The 22646-nt window shown below is 42.6% G+C and carries 11 protein-coding genes, 14 tRNA genes, 3 rRNA genes and 1 pseudogene; 25 read left to right on the plus strand and 4 right to left on the minus strand.

The annotated features are described in order from the left end of the window. Positions 1 to 386 precede the first annotated feature (386 nt). The 21 genes from EL076_RS00395 (at position 387) to EL076_RS00495 (ending at position 13623) form a co-directional block, all read left to right on the plus strand. Positions 387 to 1934: ribosomal RNA gene (locus tag EL076_RS00395) — 16S ribosomal RNA — on the plus strand. A gap of 54 nt (positions 1935 to 1988) precedes the next feature. After that, positions 1989 to 2061: transfer RNA gene (locus tag EL076_RS00400), tRNA-Ala, on the plus strand. Between the two features lie 146 nt (positions 2062 to 2207). After that, a 23S ribosomal RNA gene (locus tag EL076_RS00405) occupies positions 2208 to 5107 on the plus strand. Between the two features lie 83 nt (positions 5108 to 5190). Continuing rightward, positions 5191 to 5306, plus strand: a 5S ribosomal RNA gene (gene rrf, locus EL076_RS00410). The 16S, 23S and 5S rRNA genes sit together here with 13 tRNA genes alongside, the layout of an rRNA operon. Before the next feature lie 5 nt (positions 5307 to 5311). Next, positions 5312 to 5384, plus strand: a tRNA-Val gene (locus tag EL076_RS00415). A gap of 4 nt (positions 5385 to 5388) precedes the next feature. Next, positions 5389 to 5459, plus strand: a tRNA-Gly gene (locus EL076_RS00420). Positions 5460 to 5492: 33 nt separating this feature from the next. Next, positions 5493 to 5566: transfer RNA gene (locus EL076_RS00425), tRNA-Ile, on the plus strand. Between the two features lie 6 nt (positions 5567 to 5572). After that, positions 5573 to 5644, plus strand: a tRNA-Glu gene (locus tag EL076_RS00430). An 8-nt stretch (positions 5645 to 5652) separates the two neighbouring features. Further along, a tRNA-Ser gene (locus tag EL076_RS00435) sits at positions 5653 to 5742 on the plus strand. A 9-nt stretch (positions 5743 to 5751) separates the two neighbouring features. After that, positions 5752 to 5825, plus strand: a tRNA-Met gene (locus EL076_RS00440). Positions 5826 to 5828: 3 nt separating this feature from the next. Then, a tRNA-Phe gene (locus EL076_RS00445) sits at positions 5829 to 5901 on the plus strand. 14 nt (positions 5902 to 5915) lie between these two features. Further along, positions 5916 to 5996: transfer RNA gene (locus EL076_RS00450), tRNA-Tyr, on the plus strand. 5 nt (positions 5997 to 6001) lie between these two features. Then, positions 6002 to 6072, plus strand: a tRNA-Trp gene (locus EL076_RS00455). An 11-nt stretch (positions 6073 to 6083) separates the two neighbouring features. Continuing rightward, positions 6084 to 6156: transfer RNA gene (locus tag EL076_RS00460), tRNA-His, on the plus strand. Positions 6157 to 6164: 8 nt separating this feature from the next. Continuing rightward, positions 6165 to 6236: transfer RNA gene (locus tag EL076_RS00465), tRNA-Gln, on the plus strand. Between the two features lie 9 nt (positions 6237 to 6245). Beyond that, positions 6246 to 6329, plus strand: a tRNA-Leu gene (locus tag EL076_RS00470). A 51-nt stretch (positions 6330 to 6380) separates the two neighbouring features. Continuing rightward, positions 6381 to 10775, plus strand: coding sequence for a PolC-type DNA polymerase III (locus tag EL076_RS00475; protein ID WP_003092332.1), 4395 nt, complete (start codon positions 6381 to 6383; stop codon positions 10773 to 10775). Positions 10776 to 10938: 163 nt separating this feature from the next. Continuing rightward, positions 10939 to 12180: an aminopeptidase gene (locus tag EL076_RS00480; RefSeq protein ID WP_126428895.1), complete on the plus strand. Its 1242-nt coding sequence runs from the start codon at positions 10939 to 10941 to the stop codon at positions 12178 to 12180. A gap of 19 nt (positions 12181 to 12199) precedes the next feature. Then, positions 12200 to 12430: a GlsB/YeaQ/YmgE family stress response membrane protein gene (locus tag EL076_RS00485; RefSeq protein ID WP_002889604.1), complete on the plus strand. Its 231-nt coding sequence runs from the start codon at positions 12200 to 12202 to the stop codon at positions 12428 to 12430. A gap of 132 nt (positions 12431 to 12562) precedes the next feature. Further along, complete coding sequence (locus EL076_RS00490) at positions 12563 to 12991, plus strand: MarR family winged helix-turn-helix transcriptional regulator (protein ID WP_048788060.1); 429 nt, start codon at positions 12563 to 12565, stop codon at positions 12989 to 12991. An 86-nt stretch (positions 12992 to 13077) separates the two neighbouring features. Continuing rightward, positions 13078 to 13623 carry an NAD(P)H-dependent oxidoreductase gene (locus tag EL076_RS00495; RefSeq protein ID WP_003092301.1) on the plus strand — a complete coding sequence of 182 codons (546 nt, stop codon included), beginning with the start codon at positions 13078 to 13080 and terminating at the stop codon, positions 13621 to 13623. An 87-nt stretch (positions 13624 to 13710) separates the two neighbouring features. Here the strand turns inward: EL076_RS00495 and EL076_RS00500 are convergent. Both EL076_RS00500 and ahpF read right to left on the minus strand, forming a co-directional pair. Further along, a tRNA-Cys gene (locus EL076_RS00500) sits at positions 13711 to 13781 on the minus strand. A 175-nt stretch (positions 13782 to 13956) separates the two neighbouring features. Continuing rightward, positions 13957 to 15101: pseudogene (gene ahpF, locus EL076_RS00510) on the minus strand (alkyl hydroperoxide reductase subunit F); the annotation flags it as partial. Between the two features lie 361 nt (positions 15102 to 15462). On the opposite strand from ahpF, the gene rpsB reads away from it, so the two are divergent. Then, positions 15463 to 16230, plus strand: a complete 768-nt coding sequence (gene rpsB / locus EL076_RS00515; RefSeq protein WP_002886342.1) for a 30S ribosomal protein S2 — start codon at positions 15463 to 15465, stop codon at positions 16228 to 16230. Between the two features lie 110 nt (positions 16231 to 16340). Further along, positions 16341 to 17381, plus strand: coding sequence for a translation elongation factor Ts (gene tsf, locus EL076_RS00520; protein WP_126428896.1), 1041 nt, complete (start codon positions 16341 to 16343; stop codon positions 17379 to 17381). 105 nt (positions 17382 to 17486) lie between these two features. Here the strand turns inward: tsf and EL076_RS00525 are convergent, their stop codons facing one another. Next, the gene (locus EL076_RS00525) at positions 17487 to 17957 is read right to left on the minus strand and encodes a COG2426 family protein (protein ID WP_126428897.1); all 471 of its coding nucleotides are present in this window, start codon (positions 17955 to 17957) and stop codon (positions 17487 to 17489) included. Positions 17958 to 18273: 316 nt separating this feature from the next. Here EL076_RS00525 and EL076_RS00530 point away from each other — a divergent pair, with 316 nt between their 5' ends. Together EL076_RS00530 and EL076_RS00535 are read left to right on the plus strand one after the other, a co-directional pair. Continuing rightward, positions 18274 to 18729 carry a CtsR family transcriptional regulator gene (locus tag EL076_RS00530; RefSeq protein WP_003092291.1) on the plus strand — a complete coding sequence of 152 codons (456 nt, stop codon included), beginning with the start codon at positions 18274 to 18276 and terminating at the stop codon, positions 18727 to 18729. Continuing rightward, positions 18730 to 21180: an ATP-dependent Clp protease ATP-binding subunit gene (locus tag EL076_RS00535; protein WP_048788058.1), complete on the plus strand. Its 2451-nt coding sequence runs from the start codon at positions 18730 to 18732 to the stop codon at positions 21178 to 21180. 128 nt (positions 21181 to 21308) lie between these two features. Here EL076_RS00535 and pbp3 read toward each other — a convergent pair whose 3' ends face one another. Further along, on the minus strand, positions 21309 to 22565 hold the full coding sequence (gene pbp3, locus EL076_RS00540; protein WP_126428898.1) for a D-alanyl-D-alanine carboxypeptidase PBP3: 1257 nt from the start codon (positions 22563 to 22565) through the stop codon (positions 21309 to 21311). Between the last annotated feature and the right edge of the window lie 81 nt (positions 22566 to 22646).

Raw genomic sequence — 22646 nt, forward strand, 5'->3', positions numbered from 1 at the left:
TTTTTGTTTTTCAAAAAGAAGAATTTGTTGACTTTATTTATTAAACTTGATAAACTAATAAAGTCCTAAACAACTTGTTCAGTAATAAAAAAGGTAAAAAACTTTAAAAAAGTTATTGACAAGTTTAAGCAGAGATGATATTATAAATAAGCTGTTTCGAAAGGGACGGCAAACGCCAAGAAGTGAAAAAAACTTTAAAAAAGGTGTTGACAAGATATTCTATCTTTGCTAGAATATAGAAGTTGTCTCAAGAGAGACAAAGACCTTTGAGAACTGAATAAGAAACCAAGTGCAGGGTTATGATAGAAGAATTATAACCTGTCAATTTACAAGAATAAATCGTCAGACGACGGTAATGAGTTAACGCTCGAACAATTATTAAAGATTTTAATGAGAGTTTGATCCTGGCTCAGGACGAACGCTGGCGGCGTGCCTAATACATGCAAGTAGAACGCTGAAGAGAGGAGCTTGCTCTTCTTGAATGAGTTGCGAACGGGTGAGTAACGCGTAGGTAACCTGCCTTGTAGCGGGGGATAACTATTGGAAACGATAGCTAATACCGCATAACAATGGGTGACACATGTCATTTATTTGAAAGGGGCAATTGCTCCACTACAAGATGGACCTGCGTTGTATTAGCTAGTAGGTGAGGTAACGGCTCACCTAGGCGACGATACATAGCCGACCTGAGAGGGTGATCGGCCACACTGGGACTGAGACACGGCCCAGACTCCTACGGGAGGCAGCAGTAGGGAATCTTCGGCAATGGGGGCAACCCTGACCGAGCAACGCCGCGTGAGTGAAGAAGGTTTTCGGATCGTAAAGCTCTGTTGTAAGTCAAGAACGAGTGTGAGAGTGGAAAGTTCACACTGTGACGGTAGCTTACCAGAAAGGGACGGCTAACTACGTGCCAGCAGCCGCGGTAATACGTAGGTCCCGAGCGTTGTCCGGATTTATTGGGCGTAAAGCGAGCGCAGGCGGTTTGATAAGTCTGAAGTTAAAGGCTGTGGCTCAACCATAGTTCGCTTTGGAAACTGTCAAACTTGAGTGCAGAAGGGGAGAGTGGAATTCCATGTGTAGCGGTGAAATGCGTAGATATATGGAGGAACACCGGTGGCGAAAGCGGCTCTCTGGTCTGTAACTGACGCTGAGGCTCGAAAGCGTGGGGAGCGAACAGGATTAGATACCCTGGTAGTCCACGCCGTAAACGATGAGTGCTAGGTGTTGGATCCTTTCCGGGATTCAGTGCCGCAGCTAACGCATTAAGCACTCCGCCTGGGGAGTACGACCGCAAGGTTGAAACTCAAAGGAATTGACGGGGGCCCGCACAAGCGGTGGAGCATGTGGTTTAATTCGAAGCAACGCGAAGAACCTTACCAGGTCTTGACATCCCGATGCTATTTCTAGAGATAGAAAGTTACTTCGGTACATCGGTGACAGGTGGTGCATGGTTGTCGTCAGCTCGTGTCGTGAGATGTTGGGTTAAGTCCCGCAACGAGCGCAACCCCTATTGTTAGTTGCCATCATTCAGTTGGGCACTCTAGCGAGACTGCCGGTAATAAACCGGAGGAAGGTGGGGATGACGTCAAATCATCATGCCCCTTATGACCTGGGCTACACACGTGCTACAATGGTTGGTACAACGAGTTGCGAGTCGGTGACGGCAAGCTAATCTCTTAAAGCCAATCTCAGTTCGGATTGTAGGCTGCAACTCGCCTACATGAAGTCGGAATCGCTAGTAATCGCGGATCAGCACGCCGCGGTGAATACGTTCCCGGGCCTTGTACACACCGCCCGTCACACCACGAGAGTTTGTAACACCCGAAGTCGGTGAGGTAACCTTTTGGAGCCAGCCGCCTAAGGTGGGATAGATGATTGGGGTGAAGTCGTAACAAGGTAGCCGTATCGGAAGGTGCGGCTGGATCACCTCCTTTCTAAGGAAAAACGGAATGTACTTGAGTTTCTTATTTAGTTTTGAGAGGTCTTGTGGGGCCTTAGCTCAGCTGGGAGAGCGCCTGCTTTGCACGCAGGAGGTCAGCGGTTCGATCCCGCTAGGCTCCATTGAATCGAAAGATTCAAGTATTGTCCATTGAAAATTGAATATCTATATCAAATTCCATATGTAAGTAATTACATATAGATAGTAACAAGAAAATAAACCGAAACGCTGTGAATATTTAATGAGTTAGGTCGAAAGGCCAAAATAAGGTTAAGTTAATAAGGGCGCACGGTGGATGCCTTGGCACTAGAAGCCGATGAAGGACGTGACTAACAACGAAATGCTTTGGGGAGCTGTAAGTGAGCAATGATCCAGAGATGTCCGAATGGGGGAACCCGGCAGGTAATGCCTGTCACTCATTACTGTTAAGGTAATGTAGAGGAAGACGCAGTGAACTGAAACATCTAAGTAGCTGCAGGAAGAGAAAGCAAAAGCGATTGCCTTAGTAGCGGCGAGCGAAACGGCAAGAGGGCAAACCGAAGAGTTTACTCTTCGGGGTTGTAGGACTGCAACGTGGACTTAAAGATTATAGAAGAACTACCTGGGAAGGTAGGCCAAAGAGAGTAATAGCCTCGTATTCGAAATAGTCTTTATACCTAGCAGTATCCTGAGTACGGCGAGACACGAGAAATCTCGTCGGAATCTGGGAGGACCATCTCCCAACCCTAAATACTCTCTAGTGACCGATAGTGAACCAGTACCGTGAGGGAAAGGTGAAAAGCACCCCGGGAGGGGAGTGAAATAGAACCTGAAACCGTGTGCCTACAACAAGTTCGAGCCCGTTAATGGGTGAGAGCGTGCCTTTTGTAGAATGAACCGGCGAGTTACGATATGATGCGAGGTTAAGTTGAAGAGACGGAGCCGTAGGGAAACCGAGTCTTAATAGGGCGCATTAGTATCATGTCGTAGACCCGAAACCATGTGACCTACCCATGAGCAGGTTGAAGGTGAGGTAAAACTCACTGGAGGACCGAACCAGGGCACGTTGAAAAGTGCTTGGATGACTTGTGGGTAGCGGAGAAATTCCAAACGAACTTGGAGATAGCTGGTTCTCTCCGAAATAGCTTTAGGGCTAGCGTCGATGTTAAGTCTCTTGGAGGTAGAGCACTGTTTGGGTGAGGGGTCCATCCCGGATTACCAATCTCAGATAAACTCCGAATGCCAATGAGATATAATCGGCAGTCAGACTGCGAGTGCTAAGATCCGTAGTCGAAAGGGAAACAGCCCAGACCACCAGCTAAGGTCCCAAAATATATGTTAAGTGGAAAAGGATGTGGGGTTGCACAGACAACTAGGATGTTAGCTTAGAAGCAGCTATTCATTCAAAGAGTGCGTAATAGCTCACTAGTCGAGTGACCCTGCGCCGAAAATGTACCGGGGCTAAAACATATTACCGAAGCTGTGGATACCTTTATAGGTATGGTAGGAGAGCGTTCTATGTGCGAAGAAGGTGTACCGTGAGGAGTGCTGGAGCGCATAGAAGTGAGAATGCCGGTATGAGTAGCGAAAGACAGGTGAGAATCCTGTCCACCGTAAGACTAAGGTTTCCAGGGGAAGGCTCGTCCGCCCTGGGTTAGTCGGGACCTAAGGAGAGACCGAAAGGTGTATCCGATGGACAACAGGTTGATATTCCTGTACTAGAGTATATAGTGATGGAGGGACGCAGTAGGCTAACTAAACCAGACGATTGGAAGTGTCTGGCCAAGCAGTGAGGTGTGATATGAGTCAAATGCTTATATCTCTAACATTGAGCTGTGATGGGGAGCGAAGTTTAGTAGCGAAGTTAGTGATGTCACACTGCCGAGAAAAGCTTCTAGCGTTAATTATACTCTACCCGTACCGCAAACCGACACAGGTAGTCGAGGCGAGTAGCCTCAGGTGAGCGAGAGAACTCTCGTTAAGGAACTCGGCAAAATGGCCCCGTAACTTCGGGAGAAGGGGCGCTGACTGATGGTCAGCCGCAGTGAATAGGCCCAAGCAACTGTTTATCAAAAACACAGCTCTCTGCTAAATCGTAAGATGATGTATAGGGGGTGACGCCTGCCCGGTGCTGGAAGGTTAAGAGGAGTGCTTAGCGTAAGCGAAGGTATGAATTGAAGCCCCAGTAAACGGCGGCCGTAACTATAACGGTCCTAAGGTAGCGAAATTCCTTGTCGGGTAAGTTCCGACCCGCACGAAAGGCGTAATGATTTGGGCACTGTCTCAACGAGAGACTCGGTGAAATTTTAGTACCTGTGAAGATGCAGGTTACCCGCGACAGGACGGAAAGACCCCATGGAGCTTTACTGCAGTTTGATATTGAGTATCTGTACCACATGTACAGGATAGGTAGGAGCCTATGACCTCGGGACGCCAGTTTCGAGTGAGGCGTTGTTGGGATACTACCCTTGTGTTATGGCTACTCTAACCCAGATAGGTTATCCCTATCGGAGACAGTGTCTGACGGGCAGTTTGACTGGGGCGGTCGCCTCCTAAAAGGTAACGGAGGCGCCCAAAGGTTCCCTCAGAATGGTTGGAAATCATTCGCAGAGTGTAAAGGTATAAGGGAGCTTGACTGCGAGAGCTACAACTCGAGCAGGGACGAAAGTCGGGCTTAGTGATCCGGTGGTTCCGTATGGAAGGGCCATCGCTCAACGGATAAAAGCTACCCTGGGGATAACAGGCTTATCTCCCCCAAGAGTTCACATCGACGGGGAGGTTTGGCACCTCGATGTCGGCTCGTCGCATCCTGGGGCTGTAGTCGGTCCCAAGGGTTGGGCTGTTCGCCCATTAAAGCGGCACGCGAGCTGGGTTCAGAACGTCGTGAGACAGTTCGGTCCCTATCCGTCGCGGGCGTAGGAAATTTGAGAGGATCTGCTCCTAGTACGAGAGGACCAGAGTGGACTTACCGCTGGTGTACCAGTTGTTCTGCCAAGAGCATCGCTGGGTAGCTATGTAGGGAAGGGATAAACGCTGAAAGCATCTAAGTGTGAAGCCCACCTCAAGATGAGATTTCCCATGATTTTATATCAGTAAGAGCCCTGAGAGATGATCAGGTTGATAGGTTAGAAGTGGAAGTGTGGTGACACATGTAGCGGACTAATACTAATAGCTCGAGGACTTATCCAAAGAAAGTAACTGAGACATATTGACAACGATTTGGTTTCTTGATACAGTATAGATATTCAATTTTGAGTTGAGAATACTCAGAGTTAAGTGACGATAGCCTAGGAGATACACCTGTTCCCATGCCGAACACAGAAGTTAAGCCCTAGTACGCCTGATGTAGTTGGGGGTTGCCCCCTGTTAGATACGGTAGTTGCTTAGCACAAAGGGAGTTTAGCTCAGCTGGGAGAGCATCTGCCTTACAAGCAGAGGGTCAGCGGTTCGATCCCGTTAACTCCCATTTAGCGGGTGTAGTTTAGTGGTAAAACTACAGCCTTCCAAGCTGTTGTCGCGAGTTCGATTCTCGTCACCCGCTTTATTTGGAAACAAATATCCAAGCATTTAGCTTGGGCGCGTAGCTCAGATGGTTAGAGCGCACGCCTGATAAGCGTGAGGTCGGTGGTTCGATTCCACTCGTGCCCATCATATGGTCCGTTGGTCAAGGGGTTAAGACACCGCCTTTTCACGGCGGTAACACGGGTTCGAATCCCGTACGGACTATATTTTATGGAGGATTACCCAAGTCCGGCTGAAGGGAACGGTCTTGAAAACCGTCAGGCGTGTAAAAGCGTGCGTGGGTTCGAATCCCACATCCTCCTTATAATTAACGCGGGATGGAGCAGCTCGGTAGCTCGTCGGGCTCATAACCCGAAGGTCGTAGGTTCAAATCCTGCTCCCGCAATTTGGCTCGGTAGCTCAGTTGGTAGAGCAATGGATTGAAGCTCCATGTGTCGGCGGTTCGATTCCGTCTCGCGCCATTTGTTTATATTTTGGAAGGGTAGCGAAGAGGCTAAACGCGGCGGACTGTAAATCCGCTCCTTCGGGTTCGGGGGTTCGAATCCCTCCCCTTCCATAGTTACGGGCATAGTTTAAAGGTAGAACTAAGGTCTCCAAAACCTTCAGTGTGGGTTCAATTCCTACTGCCCGTGTTAGTAAAGTGGCGAATGTGGTGAAGTGGTTAACACATCAGATTGTGGCTCTGACATTCGGGGGTTCGATTCCCCTCATTCGCCTATATTTTTGGGGTATAGCCAAGCGGTAAGGCAAGGGACTTTGACTCCCTCATGCGTTGGTTCGAATCCAGCTACCCCAGTTATACTTTGCCGGCGTGGCGGAATTGGCAGACGCGCTGGACTCAAAATCCAGTGTCCGCAAGGACGTGCCGGTTCGACCCCGGCCGCCGGTATATGTTACACTCCTTAAGGAGTGTTTTTTTGTCTATAGGAGTTTATTTTTTATGTTTAATAAATTTCAGCTTCTCTTAAAACAAATTCGTTTTCCTGAGGATCACGATGCTTTTAAAGAAATTAAAGATGGTTCTATCGAAACAGTAAAGCTATTTAAATCAAAGCGCCAGTGGTTTTTTGTTTTTTCTTTTCCTAGTGTTCTGTCTTATGAGTCTTTTACTCTTTTTGATAGTTTACTTCATTCTTCCTTCAATTCTTTAGGTGCCAAAGCTTTTTTTGAGATTCGTTTAGTTACTACTGCTTGCGATGATTCATTACTTGGGGATTATTTTTCATATGCTTTAGATAGTTTAAAAGTGTCTCACTTTTCTATTTATTCTTTATTCTCAAATCTAGATGTTGAGATTTCGAATAATAGTATTATTGTTAAGGCTCCAGAGCATATTATAAAGGAAAATTTACAGGATAGATTTATTTCTTTGATATCTAAATCTCTTTCTCAAGTTGGTTTATCTGATGTATCCATTTCTGTTGTCGAAGATAAGGTAGCTTCATCTTCTTTTGAAGAGGCTTACCAAACAAATAAGGTTTTTTTACAAGAACAAGCTGAGTCTCAAGCAAGACAAGCGCTTCAATCTATTCTTGAAAGTGTCCCAGCACCGAAACCCGTGAGCGAACCGTCCCAAAATTTTGCTGAGAAACAAAGTCAACGTCAAGCTAGTTTTGATAAGGCTGAAATAACGCCAATGGTTGATATTAATTCTGAAGAGAATCGTGTTGTTTTTGAAGGATATATTTTTGATGTAGAGCAACGTGAAACTAAGACTGGTAGAATTATTATTAATTTCAAGGTAACTGATTATACCTCTAGTTTTGTTATGCAACGATGGGTAAAAGATAGTGATGAGCTCGCTAAGTTCGATATGATAAAAAAGGCGAACTGGGTTAGGGTTCGTGGTCGTATCGAGAATAATCCTTTCACTCATAGTCTGACAATGAATGTACAAGATATCAAAGAGATTTCGCACACACCTCGCAAGGATTTGATGCCTGAGGGACAAAAGCGTGTGGAATTTCATGCACATACTAACATGTCGACTATGGATGCCATGCCAACTGTGGAAGAGCTTATTGATACTGCTGCTTCTTGGGGGCATCCAGCTGTTGCTATAACTGATCACGCTAATGTTCAGAGTTTTCCTCATGGCTACCATAGGGCTAAGAAAGCTGGTATTAAGGCTATTTTTGGTCTTGAAGCCAATCTTGTTGAGGATAAAGTTCCTATTGTTTATAATTCCCAGAATTTGGAATTAAAAGAAGCAACTTATGTTGTATTTGACGTTGAGACAACGGGCTTGTCTGCTGTTCATAATGATTTGATTCAGATTGCGGCATCAAAAATGCATAAAGGTAATATTGTTGAGCAATTTGATGAATTTATAGACCCAGGGCATCCTCTTTCTGCTTTTACTACTGAGTTGACGGGTATTACTGATAATCATGTAAAAGGTGCTAAACCTTTAGTCCAAGTTTTACAGGAGTTTCAAGAATTCTGTCAAGGAACTGTGCTAGTGGCTCATAATGCGACCTTTGACGTTGGTTTTATGAATGCCAATTACGAAAGACATCAGTTACCAACAATTTCACAACCGGTTATTGATACTTTAGAATTTGCACGAAATCTTTATCCTGAGTATAAGCGTCATGGTTTGGGTCCTTTGACGAAGCGGTTTGGTGTGGCGTTGGACCACCACCATATGGCCAATTATGATGCGGAAGCTACGGGCCGTCTGTTGTTTATCTTTATAAAAGATGTGTTTGATAAGCACGGTTTGACTAATCTGGAACAGTTGAACACGGAGTTGGTTTCTGAAGATTCGTATAAAAAGTCTCGTGTCAAACATGCAACGCTATATGTTCAGAATCAAACTGGCTTGAAGAATATCTTTAAGTTGGTAAGTTTATCAAATGTTTCATACTTTGAGGGAGTAGCACGTATTCCTCGTACGGTCTTAGATGAGTATCGTGAGGGAATTATTGTAGGTTCTGCTTGTGCTGATGGTGAGGTTTTTGATACGCTTCTATCTCACGGTATTGATAAGGCGGTTGAAGTTGCTAAATATTATGACTTTATTGAAGTTATGCCACCGGCAATTTATGCTCCCTTGATTGCAAAGGATTTAATCAAGGATGAGGCGGCTATAGAACAACTGATTCGAGATTTGATTGAAGTTGCTAATCGTCTGGACAAACCTGTGCTGGCTACGGGAAATGTACATTATATCAATCCTGAAGATGCCATTTATCGTGAAATTATTGTTCGTGCTTTGGGACAAGGAGCCATGATTAATAGGCCAATCGGTAAGGGAGAAAATGCGAAACCTGCTCCTTTACCTGAAGCGCATTTTAGGACAACTAACGAGATGCTAGATGACTTTGCCTTTTTAGGAAAAGACTTAGCCTATAAAATTGTTGTAACTAATACGCAGGCTATGGCGGACCAAATTGAAGAGGTTGAGGTTGTCAAAAAAGACTTGTACACACCTTTCATTGATCGTGCAGAAGAACAGGTTGCAGAGATGACTTATGCTAAAGCATTTGAGCTTTATGGTAATCCTTTGCCTGACATTATTGACTTGCGGATTGAGAAAGAGTTGTCCTCAATTCTTGGTAATGGATTTGCCGTAATATATCTGGCATCACAGATGCTGGTAAACCGTTCAAATGAACGTGGCTACCTGGTTGGCTCTCGGGGGTCTGTTGGCTCTAGTTTTGTTGCAACAATGATTGGAATTACTGAGGTAAATCCTATGCCACCTCATTATTTATGTCCTAAATGTCAACACTCAGAGTTTATCACGGATGGTTCTTATGGCTCTGGTTTTGATTTGCCTGATAAGGAATGTTCAGAATGTGGAACTGAGTATAAAAAGGATGGTCAGGATATTCCTTTCGAGACCTTCCTCGGTTTTGATGGGGATAAGGTTCCTGATATTGATTTGAACTTTTCAGGAGATGATCAGCCGTCGGCTCACTTGGATGTACGTGATATTTTTGGAGAGCAATATGCCTTCCGTGCTGGAACGGTAGGTACTGTTGCAGATCGGACAGCTTATGGTTTTGTCAAGGGTTACGAACGTGATTACAATAAGTTCTATCGTGATGCTGAGGTTGATCGTTTGGCTATGGGTGCTGCTGGGGTTAAGCGAAATACAGGTCAGCACCCAGGTGGTATCGTTGTTATTCCAAATTATATGGATGTCTATGATTTTACACCTGTTCAATATCCGGCTGATGATGTAACTGCTGCTTGGCAGACAACTCACTTTAACTTCCACGATATCGATGAGAACGTGTTGAAGCTAGATATTCTGGGGCATGATGATCCGACTATGATTCGTAAGTTACAGGACCTATCAGGAATTGATCCAAAAGATATTCGAGCAGATGATCCGGATGTGATGAAACTTTTTTCAGGGACTGAGATTTTAGGGGTAACACCTGAACAAATTGGGACCTCAACGGGAATGTTGGGGATCCCTGAGTTTGGGACTAACTTTGTTCGTGGTATGGTCGATGAGACGCATCCGACGACCTTTGCAGAACTCTTACAGTTATCTGGTTTATCCCATGGTACAGATGTGTGGTTGGGTAATGCACAAGATTTGATTAAGGAAGGTATTGCCACCTTGAAAACAGTTATCGGTTGTCGTGATGATATCATGGTATACCTAATGCATGCAGGGTTAGATCCTAAGATGGCCTTTACCATTATGGAACGTGTGCGTAAGGGAATGTGGTTGAAAATTTCTGAAGAAGAGCGAAATGGTTATATTCAAGCCATGCGTGAAAATAATGTTCCGGACTGGTATATTGAATCTTGTGGTAAAATCAAGTACATGTTCCCTAAAGCCCATGCGGCTGCTTACGTTATGATGGCCCTTCGTGTAGCTTATTTCAAGGTGCACCATCCTATTTATTACTATTGTGCTTACTTCTCGATTCGAGCCAAAGCATTTGAGCTTAAGACGATGTCTGCAGGGCTCAATGCTGTTAAAACTCGAATGGAAGATATTAAGGAGAAGCGCCAACGAAATGAAGCGACTAATGTTGAAAATGACTTGTTTACAACGCTTGAAATTGTCAATGAAATGTTAGAACGTGGCTTTACTTTTGGCCAGTTAGATCTTTATAAGAGTCAGGCGACTGAATTTTTGATTGAAGGAGATACCTTGATTCCTCCGTTTATCGCACTTGAAGGTTTGGGTGAAAACGTTGCGAAGCAAGTAGTTGCTGCGCGTGAAGAAGGGGAATTTCTCTCCAAAACAGAATTGCGTAAACGAGGAGGCCTATCATCAACCTTGGTTGAAAAATTGGATGAAATGGGCATTCTAGGAAATATGCCAGAAGATAATCAGTTAAGTCTTTTTGATGATTTCTTTTAATGGCTAAAGTGAATTGTCATCAACTTTGAGAGAATGGAGTCAGTCTCCGTTCTCTTTTTGTTTAGGTATCTGTATGTGATGATAAAAAGCCAAAGCTGATAGAAAACTTTTTTCTTCGTCTTATGGTATACTGATAGAAAATTATAGTTTCAAGGAGTTAATCATGGTTTTATCACATTTTAAAGAAAATCTTGAAAAATATGCTAAATTATTGGTTGCCAATGGGATTAATGTACAACCTGGTCATACGGTGGCCTTGAGTATAGATGTAGAGCAAGCAGAGCTAGCTCATCTTTTAGTAAAAGAAGCCTATGCTTTAGGAGCAGCTGAGGTAATTGTTCAATGGTCGGATGATATTATTAATCGCGAGCGCTTCTTACATGCCGATATGGACCGCATTGAAGAGGTTCCTGCTTATAAAAAAGCTGAGATGGAATATTTGTTGGCCAAAAAGGCAAGTCGCTTAGGAGTTCGTTCTTCAGATCCAGGGGCCCTTAATGGTGTCGCTCCTGAACGTCTATCTGCTCATGCTAAGGCTACTGGGGTAGCCTTTAAACCTATGCAGGTGGCAACTCAGTCTAATAAGGTTAGTTGGACTGTAGCTGCTGCAGCTGGTAAGGAATGGGCTAAGAAGGTCTTTCCTGATGCTTCGAGTGATGAGGAAGCCGTAGATTTACTTTGGGACCAAATTTTCAAGACCTGTCGTGTTTACGAAGAGGATCCTGTACATGCCTGGAAGGAACATGCTGACCGTTTAGATGCTAAAGCACGTATACTCAATGAGGCGCAATTCTCAGCCCTTCATTACACAGCACCAGGAACAGATTTGACCCTTGGTTTGCCGAAAAACCACGTTTGGGAGTCAGCAGGAGCTATCAATACCCAAGGTGAAGGTTTCTTGCCGAATATGCCGACAGAAGAAGTCTTTACGGCACCAGATTTTCGTCGTGCAGATGGTTATGTCTCAAGTACAAAACCACTAAGCTATAATGGTAATATTATTGAGGGAATCAAAGTAACCTTCAAAGATGGTGAAATTGTAGATATTACAGCAGACCAAGGTGACGAAGTGATGAAGAATCTCGTCTTCAACAATAATGGGGCGCGTGCTCTAGGTGAATGTGCCTTGGTAGCAGATCCAAGTCCTATTTCGCAGTCTGGTATTACCTTCTTTAATACCCTTTTTGATGAAAATGCCTCCAACCATCTAGCTATTGGGGCAGCCTATGCTACCAGTGTTGAGGGGGGAGCAGACATGACAGAAGAGGAGCTTAAAGCAGCTGGTCTTAATCGTTCTGATGTACACGTAGATTTTATGATTGGTTCAAATCAAATGGATATTGATGGTATCCGCCAAGATGGTAGTCGTGTGCCTATCTTCCGAAATGGGGATTGGGTGATTTAAGTATCGTGGAGGATTTCTTATGATTGGAAGTATGATAGTTGGTTTTCTAATTGGCCTTATTGCCTCTGCTATATCAAATAGGGGTGAACGTATGGGCTGTATTGGTAAGACCTTTGTTGGATGGTTAGGTGCTTTTGTTGGTCAGCTTCTTTTTGGAAATTGGGGACCGATGCTAGCAGATACTGCTATCGTTCCTTCGGTACTAGGTGCTGTTATCTTATTAGCCCTTTTTTGGAATCGTAATAGTTAGAAATGAAAGAGTTCTGAGATATTGGTTAGATATCTAAGGACCCTTTTTTCTTATTTTTTCATTTCCATATACCACTTTTAGAAAAACTGTGGTAGAGTAGTGAAAATAGCATCTATTTGGAAAGGACTAGGAATGAGTGACTTAGATAAAAACATAGCTGTAAAAAGTATGGTTGTTATGCGTAAGGCTTTTCGTACCATCGATGCCAAGGTTTCTGAGACCTTCAAAGAATTTAATTTGACACCAACTCAATTTGGGGTTATGGATGTGCTTAATGCCAAGGGGCGTATGAAGATTGGTGAATTAATTGATCGCATGCTTGCTACCTCGGGTAATATGACTGTCGTCATTAAAAACATGGAGAAAAAGGGTTGGTTGATACGAAAAGCCTGTCAAACAGATAAGCGTGCTTTTGAGATTGATTTGACGGATGAGGGCCGCCGTATTATCAAAGCAGCAATCCCCCCACATCAGCGAGCGATTGAGGAGACTTTTTCCGTTTTGTCTCCTGACGAACAGTCACAATTGGTAGAGCTTCTGAAAAAATTTAAGAATGTCTGAGCATATTTCTTTATATTTATAATAAAATCAATTATATTACTATGTAGTAGTAAAAATGATTGTTAGAAATACAAAGGAAATTTATCATGAAAAATATCCTATTTATCGTTGGTTCTCTTCGTAAGGGATCATTTAACCACCAATTAGCAGAAGAAGCTGAGAAAATGCTAGCTGATAAAGCTAATGTTTCTTATCTTGACTATAGTAAAGTACCTGTTTTTAATCAGGATTTAGAAAGTCCGGTTCTTCCTGTTTTGGCAGAAGTTCGAGAACAGGTCTTGGCAGCAGATGCAATCTGGATTTTCTCACCGGTTTATAATTTCTCAATTCCTGGGCCAGTGAAAAATTTGCTTGACTGGCTAAGCCGCGCCCTTGACCTATCAGATCCTTCAGGGCCATCAGCTCTTCAAGATAAGATTGTAACCGTGTCATCAGTTGCTAATGGTGGTCACAATCAACTTTTTGATGCCTACAAAGAATTGTTACCATTTATCCGTACCCAAGTAGTTGGTGATTTTACAGCGACACGTGTAAATGATACAGCCTGGGTAGATGGAAAATTCGTAGCAACAGAAGAAGTTCTTGAAAGCCTTCAGAATCAAGCGGAAGCTTTGATTGAAGCGATTAAATAAGAATAATGAATACCCGAGCTTTCTAGCTTCGGGTATTTTTATATGCAACAATGAAAAAAGACACCCTAAGGTGTCCTCATATTATGAAGGCGGTAGACGGATTTGAACCGACGATCAAGCTTTTGCAGAGCCGTGCCTTACCACTTGGCTATACCGCCATAACAGATACCATTCTATCGAAAAAACAAAGATTCGTCAAGCCTCTTTCATCAAATTGACTGATTGATTGTTCAAACTGTCCATCTACAAGAAACATAAAGAGACTGAAAGACATTCAACTTCTTTGTATTAATTATAACTGTTGTATATAGATTACTAACACGTATGTCTTGATTATTGTCTAATCAAGTAATCAAAGGCTCCGATAGCATTTGTAGCACTAGACCCCATGGAAATAATGATTTGTTTGTAGGCGCTGTCAGTATAGTCACCTGCTGCAAAAATACCAGAGATATTTGTTGAACCAAATTTATCAACGATAATATCTTGGCGTTCATTGAGTTCAATACCACTGTCTTTGAGCCAAGCAGTACTTGGTACAAGACCAATTCGAACAAAGACACCCTCAAGGTTAAGATGTTTTTCTTCATTTGTATCACGCTCAACGTATCTCAAACCAGTCACATAATCTTGACCCAGAATTTTTTTGTTGCAACGTTCTTAAGAATGGTTAGATTATCCGTTTTAGCAGCTCGTTCTTGTAAGACTTGATCTGACTTTAATTCAGGTAAGAACTCTAAGACCGTAACATGTTTAGTGATACCGGCTAAATCTAAAGCCGCTTCCAAACCTGAGTTACCACCACCGATAACGGCAATATTTTTCTCTTCAAATAGTGGACCATCACAGTGTGAGCAATAAGTAACACCTTTGTTGCGGAATTCTTCCTAGCCAGGAATGTTGATATTACGCCATTTGGCTCCGAGAGCTAGGATAGCAGTTTTAGCCTGTAGAACGGCACCGTTAGCTAGTGTGACTTCAATGAGTTCTTTCTTTTCAATGCCAGTAGCTAATTGACTTTTGATGATATCAACGTCGTAAGATTTAGTATACTCTTCAACTTGGTCCATTAACTTAGTACCTTCTGTATATAGCGTACCAATCATGTTTTCAATACCAACTGTCTCAATAACTTGTCCTCCAAAGGTTTCTGCTAAAAGACCAGTTTTTAGTCCTTTACGGGTAGCATAAATTGCAGCACTGTTTCCAGCAGGACCACCACCAATAATCAAAACATCATAGACACCTTTATCAGCGAAAGAATCAGCATCAAGTGGGCCGTCGAGTTTTTCTACAAGCTGTTCAATGCTTGCACGACCAGATGTAAATTCTTCTCGGTCTTTATAAACCGTAGGAACAGACAAGATACCTTTCGCTTTGACTTTACCCTAATACATTCCACCTTCAATCATAGTATGTGTGATATTTAGGTTCAAAACAGCCATAATATTAAAAGCTTGAACGATATCTGGACAATTAATATTTTCATCTGTTACAGTGATGAATTCCCCATTTTGAGAAGCTTGTGCTGAAAATTCTATAATTTCTTTTCCGACTAATGACAAAATAATGTCATCCTCTATTTTTGAAATCCTAATTATAAACAAAATACTTATTAATCTTAAAGAAAACGATTTTATTTTTTAATGAAAGCATGTTTTTTCCAATGAGGTTATTGATTTTATAGCTTGTCAAATATCACTTTTTTTGATAAACTACTATAGTTACCTAGAGTGACAAATACTCATTTTAAGCCGATTGTGGTCTTGTTGCCGCAAGGTGGGACTGCAAGTCTAAAGCTTAGAAGAGGAAAAAACAATTTTTTAAGGAGAAATACTCATGGCAGTAATTTCAATGAAACAACTTCTTGAGGCTGGTGTTCACTTTGGTCACCAAACTCGTCGCTGGAATCCTAAGATGGCTAAATACATCTTCACAGAACGTAACGGAATCCACGTTATCGACTTGCAACAAACTGTAAAAATGGCTGACACAGCTTACGAATTCGTTCGTGAAGCAGCAGCTAACGATGCAGTAATCTTGTTCGTTGGTACTAAAAAACAAGCTGCTGAAGCAGTTGCTGAAGAAGCAACTCGTGCTGGTCAATACTACATCAATCACCGTTGGTTGGGTGGTACTCTTACAAACTGGGATACTATCCAAAAACGTATCGCTCGTTTGAAAGAAATCAAACAAATGGAAGCTGATGGAACTTTCGAAGTTCTTCCTAAGAAAGAAGTTGCACTTCTTAACAAACAACGTGCACGTCTTGAAAAATTCTTGGGTGGTATCGAAGATATGCCTCGTATTCCAGATGTAATCTACATCGTTGACCCACACAAAGAACAAATCGCTGTTAAAGAAGCTAAAAAACTTGGTATCCCAGTTGTAGCAATGGTTGATACAAACGCTGATCCAGATGAGATCGATGTAATCATCCCAGCTAACGATGACGCTATTCGTGCCGTTAAATTGATCACTTCAAAAATGGCTGACGCTATCATCGAAGGTAACCAAGGGGAAGATGCTTCTGCAGATTTCCAAGAAGCAGCTGCAGCTGATTCAATTGAAGAAATCGTTGAAGTTGTCGAAGGGGACAATAACTAATCTTTAGGATTAGTTAGGGTATGATGCCCACTAAAGATACGACAAATACCTAAGGGGCGGGGCTCAGCCCAGCCCCTTAATTTTATAAAATAAATTTGGAGAAAAACAAAATGGCAGAAATTACAGCTAAACTTGTTAAGGAATTACGCGAAAAATCTGGTGCTGGTGTCATGGACGCTAAAAAAGCATTAGTTGAAGTTGATGGTGATATCGAAAAAGCGATTGAATTGCTTCGCGAAAAAGGTATGGCTAAAGCAGCTAAGAAAGCTGACCGTGTTGCAGCTGAAGGTTTGACTGGTGTTTACGTTAACGGTAACGTTGCAGCAGTTGTTGAAGTTAACGCTGAAACTGACTTCGTTGCGAAGAACGCTCAATTCGTTGAGTTGGTAAACGAAACAGCTAAAGTGATTGCTGAAGGTAAACCAGCTAACAACGAAGAAGCACTTGCATTGACTATGCCTTCAGGTGAAACTCTTGAAGCTGCATACGTAACTGCTACAGCTACTATCGGTGAAAAGATTTCATTCCGTCGTTTTGCAGTTGTTGAGAAAACTGATGCACAACACTTCGGAGCTTACCAACACAACGGTGGACGTATCGGTGTTGTTTCAGTTATCGAAGGTGGAGATGATGCTCTTGCAAAACAAATCTCAATGCACATCGCAGCGATGAAACCAACTGTTCTTTCATACACTGAATTGGATGAACAATTTGTTAAAGATGAATTGGCACAACTTAACCACGCTATCGATCAAGATAACGAAAGCCGTGCAATGGTTAACAAACCAGCTCTTCCACACCTTAAATATGGTTCTAAAGCTCAATTGACTGATGCTGTTCTTGCTCAAGCTGAAGAAGATATCAAAGCTGAGTTGGCTGCTGAAGGTAAACCAGAAAAAATCTGGGATAAAATCATCCCAGGTAAAATGGACCGCTTCTTGCTTGACAACACTAAAGTTGACCAAGCTTACACTCTTCTTGCTCAAGTTTACATCATGGACGACAGCAAAACAGTTGAAGCTTACCTTGAATCAGTAAACGCTTCAGTAGTAGAATTCATTCGCTTTGAAGTTGGTGAAGGTATCGAAAAAGCATCTAACGACTTTGAATCAGAAGTTGCAGCTACAATGGCAGCAGCACTTAACAACTAATTCTAGTTGCTAGATAAAAAGAAAGAAGTTACGTAAATGAATCGTAACTTCTTTTTTGTTGTTATTAAAAAACATCTGAGCATGCCCCAGACGTTAACAAAGTAATTAATGAGCGAAGGTATTTACACCAAGTAGAAGAGAGAGTGTTCCCATGATGATACCTGCAAGGATAACCCCAAGCATAACAGCAATAACACTACGTTTAAACTCCCAATCTAGGATAGATGCTGCTAGAGTACCAGTCCAAGCTCCTGTTCCTGGAAGTGGAATTCCTACAAAGAGTAGAAGGGACCAGAAGACACCCTTGTCTCCAGCGGCCTTTTCAAGTTTTTGGCCCCCACTGTGACCTTTTTTAAGACACCAGGTAAAGAAGCCACCAATCAGAGGTTTGTCTGTCCCCCATTCGAGAACACGGCGGGCGAAGAAGAAGATAATTGGGACTGGAATCATGTTCCCAATGACACAAAGAATGAGGGCCTGCCACCAAGGAATACCTGAGGCGATAGCAACAGGAACAGCTCCACGGAGCTCCACTAAAGGAATCATAGAGATTAAGAGTGCAATGATGTATTTCATGAGTAACCTTTCATAGGGAAATAAATAAGAGATAAGACTCAAAGTGAGATGAGCTTTATCAAGAGTGATAAGACTAGTACTACTGCGAAAGTGCTAAAAAGTACTTGTTGGATTAGATAGGTCTCAGCCTGTCAAAGTGGATAGAAAATTTGAATCAAACACTTTAAGTTACCTAATATTTTAGTCTTATTTATTGTATCTTATATGTTCTCTAATGACAACTTTAAAAAGCTTTTCGAGAGTATAGTTTCCCATGAGCTGACATTTTTGGTATAATAATAGTCAGTTATAGTCAAATTAGACTGGAGGAATTAAGATGGCAAGAAATACATCAGATAGTATAGAAGAATATATTAAAGAATTGCTGGGCCAGTCTGGAACTGCTGAGATTCAACGGTCGAACTTGGCAGATGCTTTTCAAGTAGTACCAAGTCAGATTAACTATGTTATCAAGACTCGTTTTACAGAGAGTCGTGGGTATATTGTTGAGAGTAAACGTGGTGGTGGCGGCTATATTCGCATTGTCAAAGTTAGATTCTCCGACAAACACCATATGATTAATGATTTGCTGCAAAATTTGGCAGATCAGCTCAGCGAGCAGGTATTTACAGACTTGATTCAGTTGCTTTTTGATGAAAAAATCATCACTGAACGTGAGGGAAATTTGATTTTAGCAACTGCTAGTGATGATGTTTTAGGCGCAGATGCGGCTGCTACTCGTTCGCGTATTCTACGCTCGCTATTACTTAGATTGGATAGAAAAGGAAATTAGATGACGACATATTCAAGAAAAATGCAGGCCATTTTCCATCGTGCTCAGCTTGAGGCAGAGCGTTTTGGAAGTCCTTTCTTGGAGACTTGGCATGTGCTTCTGGCTATGGTTGAGGTTCCAGGATCTGTAGCCTACTTAACCTTTACTGATTTTGAGGACCGTATTCGTGCGGAAGAGATTGAGACCGCTGCTGTACTAGCGATGGAGAAAAGTCCGAAAGACTTGTCTGAATCAGATATTATCGATTTACGTGCACAGTCACATGCTTTAGAGGCTATGTTGCAAGAGGCAGAGGGAATTGCTAGTGTGACTGGTGCTGTAGAGGTAGGGTCTGAACATGTATTGATGGCCTTCCTTCTTCATAAGGATTTGATGGTTTGTCGTCTCCTTGAAGTTGCTGGTTTTCAATATAAGGATGACAGCGATAAGCCTCGCATTATCGATTTACGACGTTCTTTGGAGCGTTACGCAGGTCTTAGTAAGCAAGATTTGAAGGCCATTCATGACCTTCGTAAGCCTAAAAAATCAAAGGCATCAGGAAATTTTGCTAATATGATGCAGCCTCCTCAATCTTCTACTGGGGAACTGTCAGATTACACCAAAGACTTAACGGCAGTAGCTGAGTCAGGTGCCCTTGATCCTGTTATTGGACGTGAGAAAGAAATTTCACGCATGATTCAGGTTTTGAGTCGTAAAACAAAGAATAACCCAGTTCTTGTGGGTGAAGCAGGTGTTGGTAAGACGGCACTTGCGCTTGGCTTGGCACAACGTATTGCTTCAGGCGAAGTACCTTTTGAGTTGGCTGATATGCGTATCTTAGAGCTTGATATGATGAGTGTGGTTGCAGGAACACGTTTCCGTGGCGATTTCGAAGAACGTATGAATCAAATCATTGATGAGATTGAAGCTGATGGAAAAATCATTCTCTTTATTGACGAATTGCATACGATTATTGGTTCTGGTTCAGGTATTGATAGTACCTTAGATGCGGCGAATATTTTGAAACCTGCTCTAGCACGTGGGACCCTTCATATGGTTGGAGCAACTACTCAAGCTGAGTACCAGAAGCATATTGAGAAAGATGCAGCTCTTTCTCGCCGTTTTGCTAAGATTACAATTGAGGAGCCAAGTGTAGCTGAGGCGATTGATATTCTAAAAGGCCTACGTTCGTCTTATGAAGACTATCATCGTGTAACGATTACTGATGAGGCAGTTGAGACAGCGGTCAAGGCGGCCCACCGTTATTTGACGAGTAAAAACTTACCTGACTCTGCCATTGATCTTTTAGATGAAGCGAGTGCAACTGTTCAAGGTAGTATCAGAAAAGAAGCCAAACGTGAGATAACATCTTTGGATGAAGCACTTCTATCTGGTGATATGAAGGCTGCTGTTAAACAATATAAAGCTAGCCAAAAAGCAAAATTACCAAAACCTGCCTTGGTAGATGCAGATCAGATTATGCAAACCCTTAGTCGTCTATCAGGTATTCCTGTTGAGAAGATGACTCAGGCAGATAGCAAGCGTTACTTGAATCTGGAAGCAGAGCTTCACAAACGTGTTATTGGTCAAGACGAAGCAGTTTCGGCGATTAGTCGTGCTATTCGTCGTAACCAGTCAGGTATTCGTACTGGAAAACGTCCGATTGGTTCCTTCATGTTCCTTGGACCTACTGGTGTTGGTAAGACAGAATTGGCCAAGGCTTTGGCGGAAGTTCTCTTTGATGATGAGTCAGCTTTGCTTCGTTTTGATATGTCAGAATACATGGAAAAATTTGCGGCTAGCCGACTTAACGGTGCTCCTCCAGGTTATGTTGGATATGATGAGGGTGGTGAATTAACAGAGAAAGTTCGCAATAAGCCTTACTCAGTCCTCCTCTTTGACGAGGTGGAAAAGGCTCACCCAGATATTTTCAACATCCTCTTACAGGTTTTGGATGACGGTGTTTTGACAGATAGCCGTGGTCGTAAGGTTGACTTTTCAAACACTATCATCATTATGACCTCAAACTTGGGAGCGACTGCTCTTCGTGATGATAAGACCGTTGGTTTTGGAGCCCAAGAAATTTCTCATAATCACCAAGCTATGCAGTCACGTATTATGGAAGAACTTAAGAAAGCCTACCGTCCAGAATTTATTAACCGTATTGATGAGAAGGTTGTCTTCCATAGTCTTGAGGAAGAGCAGCTTCGTGAGATTGTCAAGATTATGGTGAAACCGTTGGTATCAGCTTTGGCTGAAAAAGGGATTGACTTGAAATTCCAACCAGCTGCCCTTAAGCATTTAGCTAAAGATGGCTATGATGTTGAGATGGGTGCTCGTCCATTACGTCGTACGATTCAAACTCAAGTGGAGGATAAATTATCTGAGCTCTTACTAGGTAACCAAGTAGTTAGTGGACAAACTCTTAAAATCGGCTGCTCGAAAGATAAATTAACCTTTACAGTAGTGTAAAAATCAAACAAAAAGACAGATTACAGGTGTAGTTTGTCTTTTTTTGTGTCAATAGGAATCAATGTAGAGCCCATCTTTCTGTAAAGTAGGTGTAAAAGAAAAAGCCGAGCCACGCTCGACTGTAAGTATTAGAGTTTCTCGTTGACAAAGGTGACAAAGTGATTCCACCAAACCTTGAGGAAGAAGCTTTTCTTAACTTCTTTACCAGCAACCAGTTCCATGCTTGGCATGCCTTGATTAGGTAGGTAGCCTTCTCCTACAAGATCCTTATCTTCAAAGGTGGCTGTTCCCACCTTGTCTCCTGCCTTGACAGGGGCTTGCATCTGGTTGGTAGTGACTTTAATGTGTTTGTTATTGTTGGCATCTATTTTTTGGATAATATTAAAGTCAGACTTAGCGACGGCAGTGACTTGCTTAGATTTACCATCAAGGACAGAGGCTTGACTTTTACCGATGGCTTGTCCTTTTTTGGCAATGGTCTTGCTTTCCCAATGATAGACTACGTAGTTAAGTAGGTCGTTAGTTGCAGTGAAACGGGCGTAATCATCAGTATCGGTATTATCAGAATTCAAAATGACTGTGATAATGCTCATGCCACTTTCATTTGAGTGGGCCACGAAGGAAGCACCAGCCAAGTCGGTGGTACCTGTTTTTAGACCATCAACTCCTTTACGGTAACTAGGTTGTCCCTTAAGCATATAGTTGGAGGTTTTGAGTTTGTTGACACCATCAAAGTCAGCCTCAGTTTTTTTAGTGATATCGAGAATTTCAGGATATTCTTTCACCACGTGTTGCGCAATGACAGCAACGTCCTTAGCACTCATGGTGTTTTCTTCGTCAGATTTAGAGCCTGGATAGATATTGTCACCTAAGTAAGAATTATTGAGACCAGAGGCATTGACAATCTTGGCATCAGTGATACCCCAATCTTTAAGTTGGGCTTTCATCATGTCGACAAACTTACTTTCGGTTCCTCCGATTTCCTCGGCTAGAGCAATAGATGCACTGTTGGCACTGGCAATAAGGGTTGCGTCAAGAAGTTGTTTGACAGTGTATTTGCGGGCATCTAGTGGAATATTAGATACTCCGGCACTGACAGTTAGTTCAAAGGGATAGTCAGAAATATCAACTTTGCTGTTCCATTTGAGGTCTCCCTGATCTACCGCTTTATAAACCATATAGGCTGTTAGGAGCTTGGTAATAGAGCCAATTCCAGCAGAGGTAGTGGCATCTTTTTCGTATAAAATTTTGCCAGTATTAGCTTCGACAGCGACGGCATGTTTGGCTGCGGCATCATATCCTTTTTTCTTATCTGCTGCAAAAGCAGGGGCTACGCTTCCCAGACAGAGTAAGAAGGTCATCATAAGCGTAATCAGTTTTTTCATGGTTTGTTCCTTCATGTGTTTTGGATATTTATTATACCACATTTTGAGAGGAACTTAAGGTGTTGAGAATGGGCTTTTACT

It is taken from the genome of Streptococcus vestibularis (assembly GCF_900636445.1).
In the GTDB taxonomy this organism is placed as follows: domain Bacteria; phylum Bacillota; class Bacilli; order Lactobacillales; family Streptococcaceae; genus Streptococcus; species Streptococcus vestibularis.

Bases quoted from the DNA above. Each gene is read 5' to 3' on its own strand.
- EL076_RS00475 (WP_003092332.1), top strand. From the start codon at position 6,381: ATGTTTAATAAATTTCAGCTTCTCTTAAAACAAATTCGTTTTCCTGAG.
- EL076_RS00480 (WP_126428895.1), top strand. From the start codon at position 10,939: ATGGTTTTATCACATTTTAAAGAAAATCTTGAAAAATATGCTAAATTA.
- EL076_RS00485 (WP_002889604.1), top strand. From the start codon at position 12,200: ATGATTGGAAGTATGATAGTTGGTTTTCTAATTGGCCTTATTGCCTCT.
- EL076_RS00490 (WP_048788060.1), top strand. From the start codon at position 12,563: ATGAGTGACTTAGATAAAAACATAGCTGTAAAAAGTATGGTTGTTATG.
- EL076_RS00495 (WP_003092301.1), top strand. From the start codon at position 13,078: ATGAAAAATATCCTATTTATCGTTGGTTCTCTTCGTAAGGGATCATTT.
- rpsB (WP_002886342.1), top strand. From the start codon at position 15,463: ATGGCAGTAATTTCAATGAAACAACTTCTTGAGGCTGGTGTTCACTTT.
- tsf (WP_126428896.1), top strand. From the start codon at position 16,341: ATGGCAGAAATTACAGCTAAACTTGTTAAGGAATTACGCGAAAAATCT.
- EL076_RS00525 (WP_126428897.1), bottom strand. From the start codon at position 17,957: ATGAAATACATCATTGCACTCTTAATCTCTATGATTCCTTTAGTGGAG.
- EL076_RS00530 (WP_003092291.1), top strand. From the start codon at position 18,274: ATGGCAAGAAATACATCAGATAGTATAGAAGAATATATTAAAGAATTG.
- EL076_RS00535 (WP_048788058.1), top strand. From the start codon at position 18,730: ATGACGACATATTCAAGAAAAATGCAGGCCATTTTCCATCGTGCTCAG.
- pbp3 (WP_126428898.1), bottom strand. From the start codon at position 22,565: ATGAAAAAACTGATTACGCTTATGATGACCTTCTTACTCTGTCTGGGA.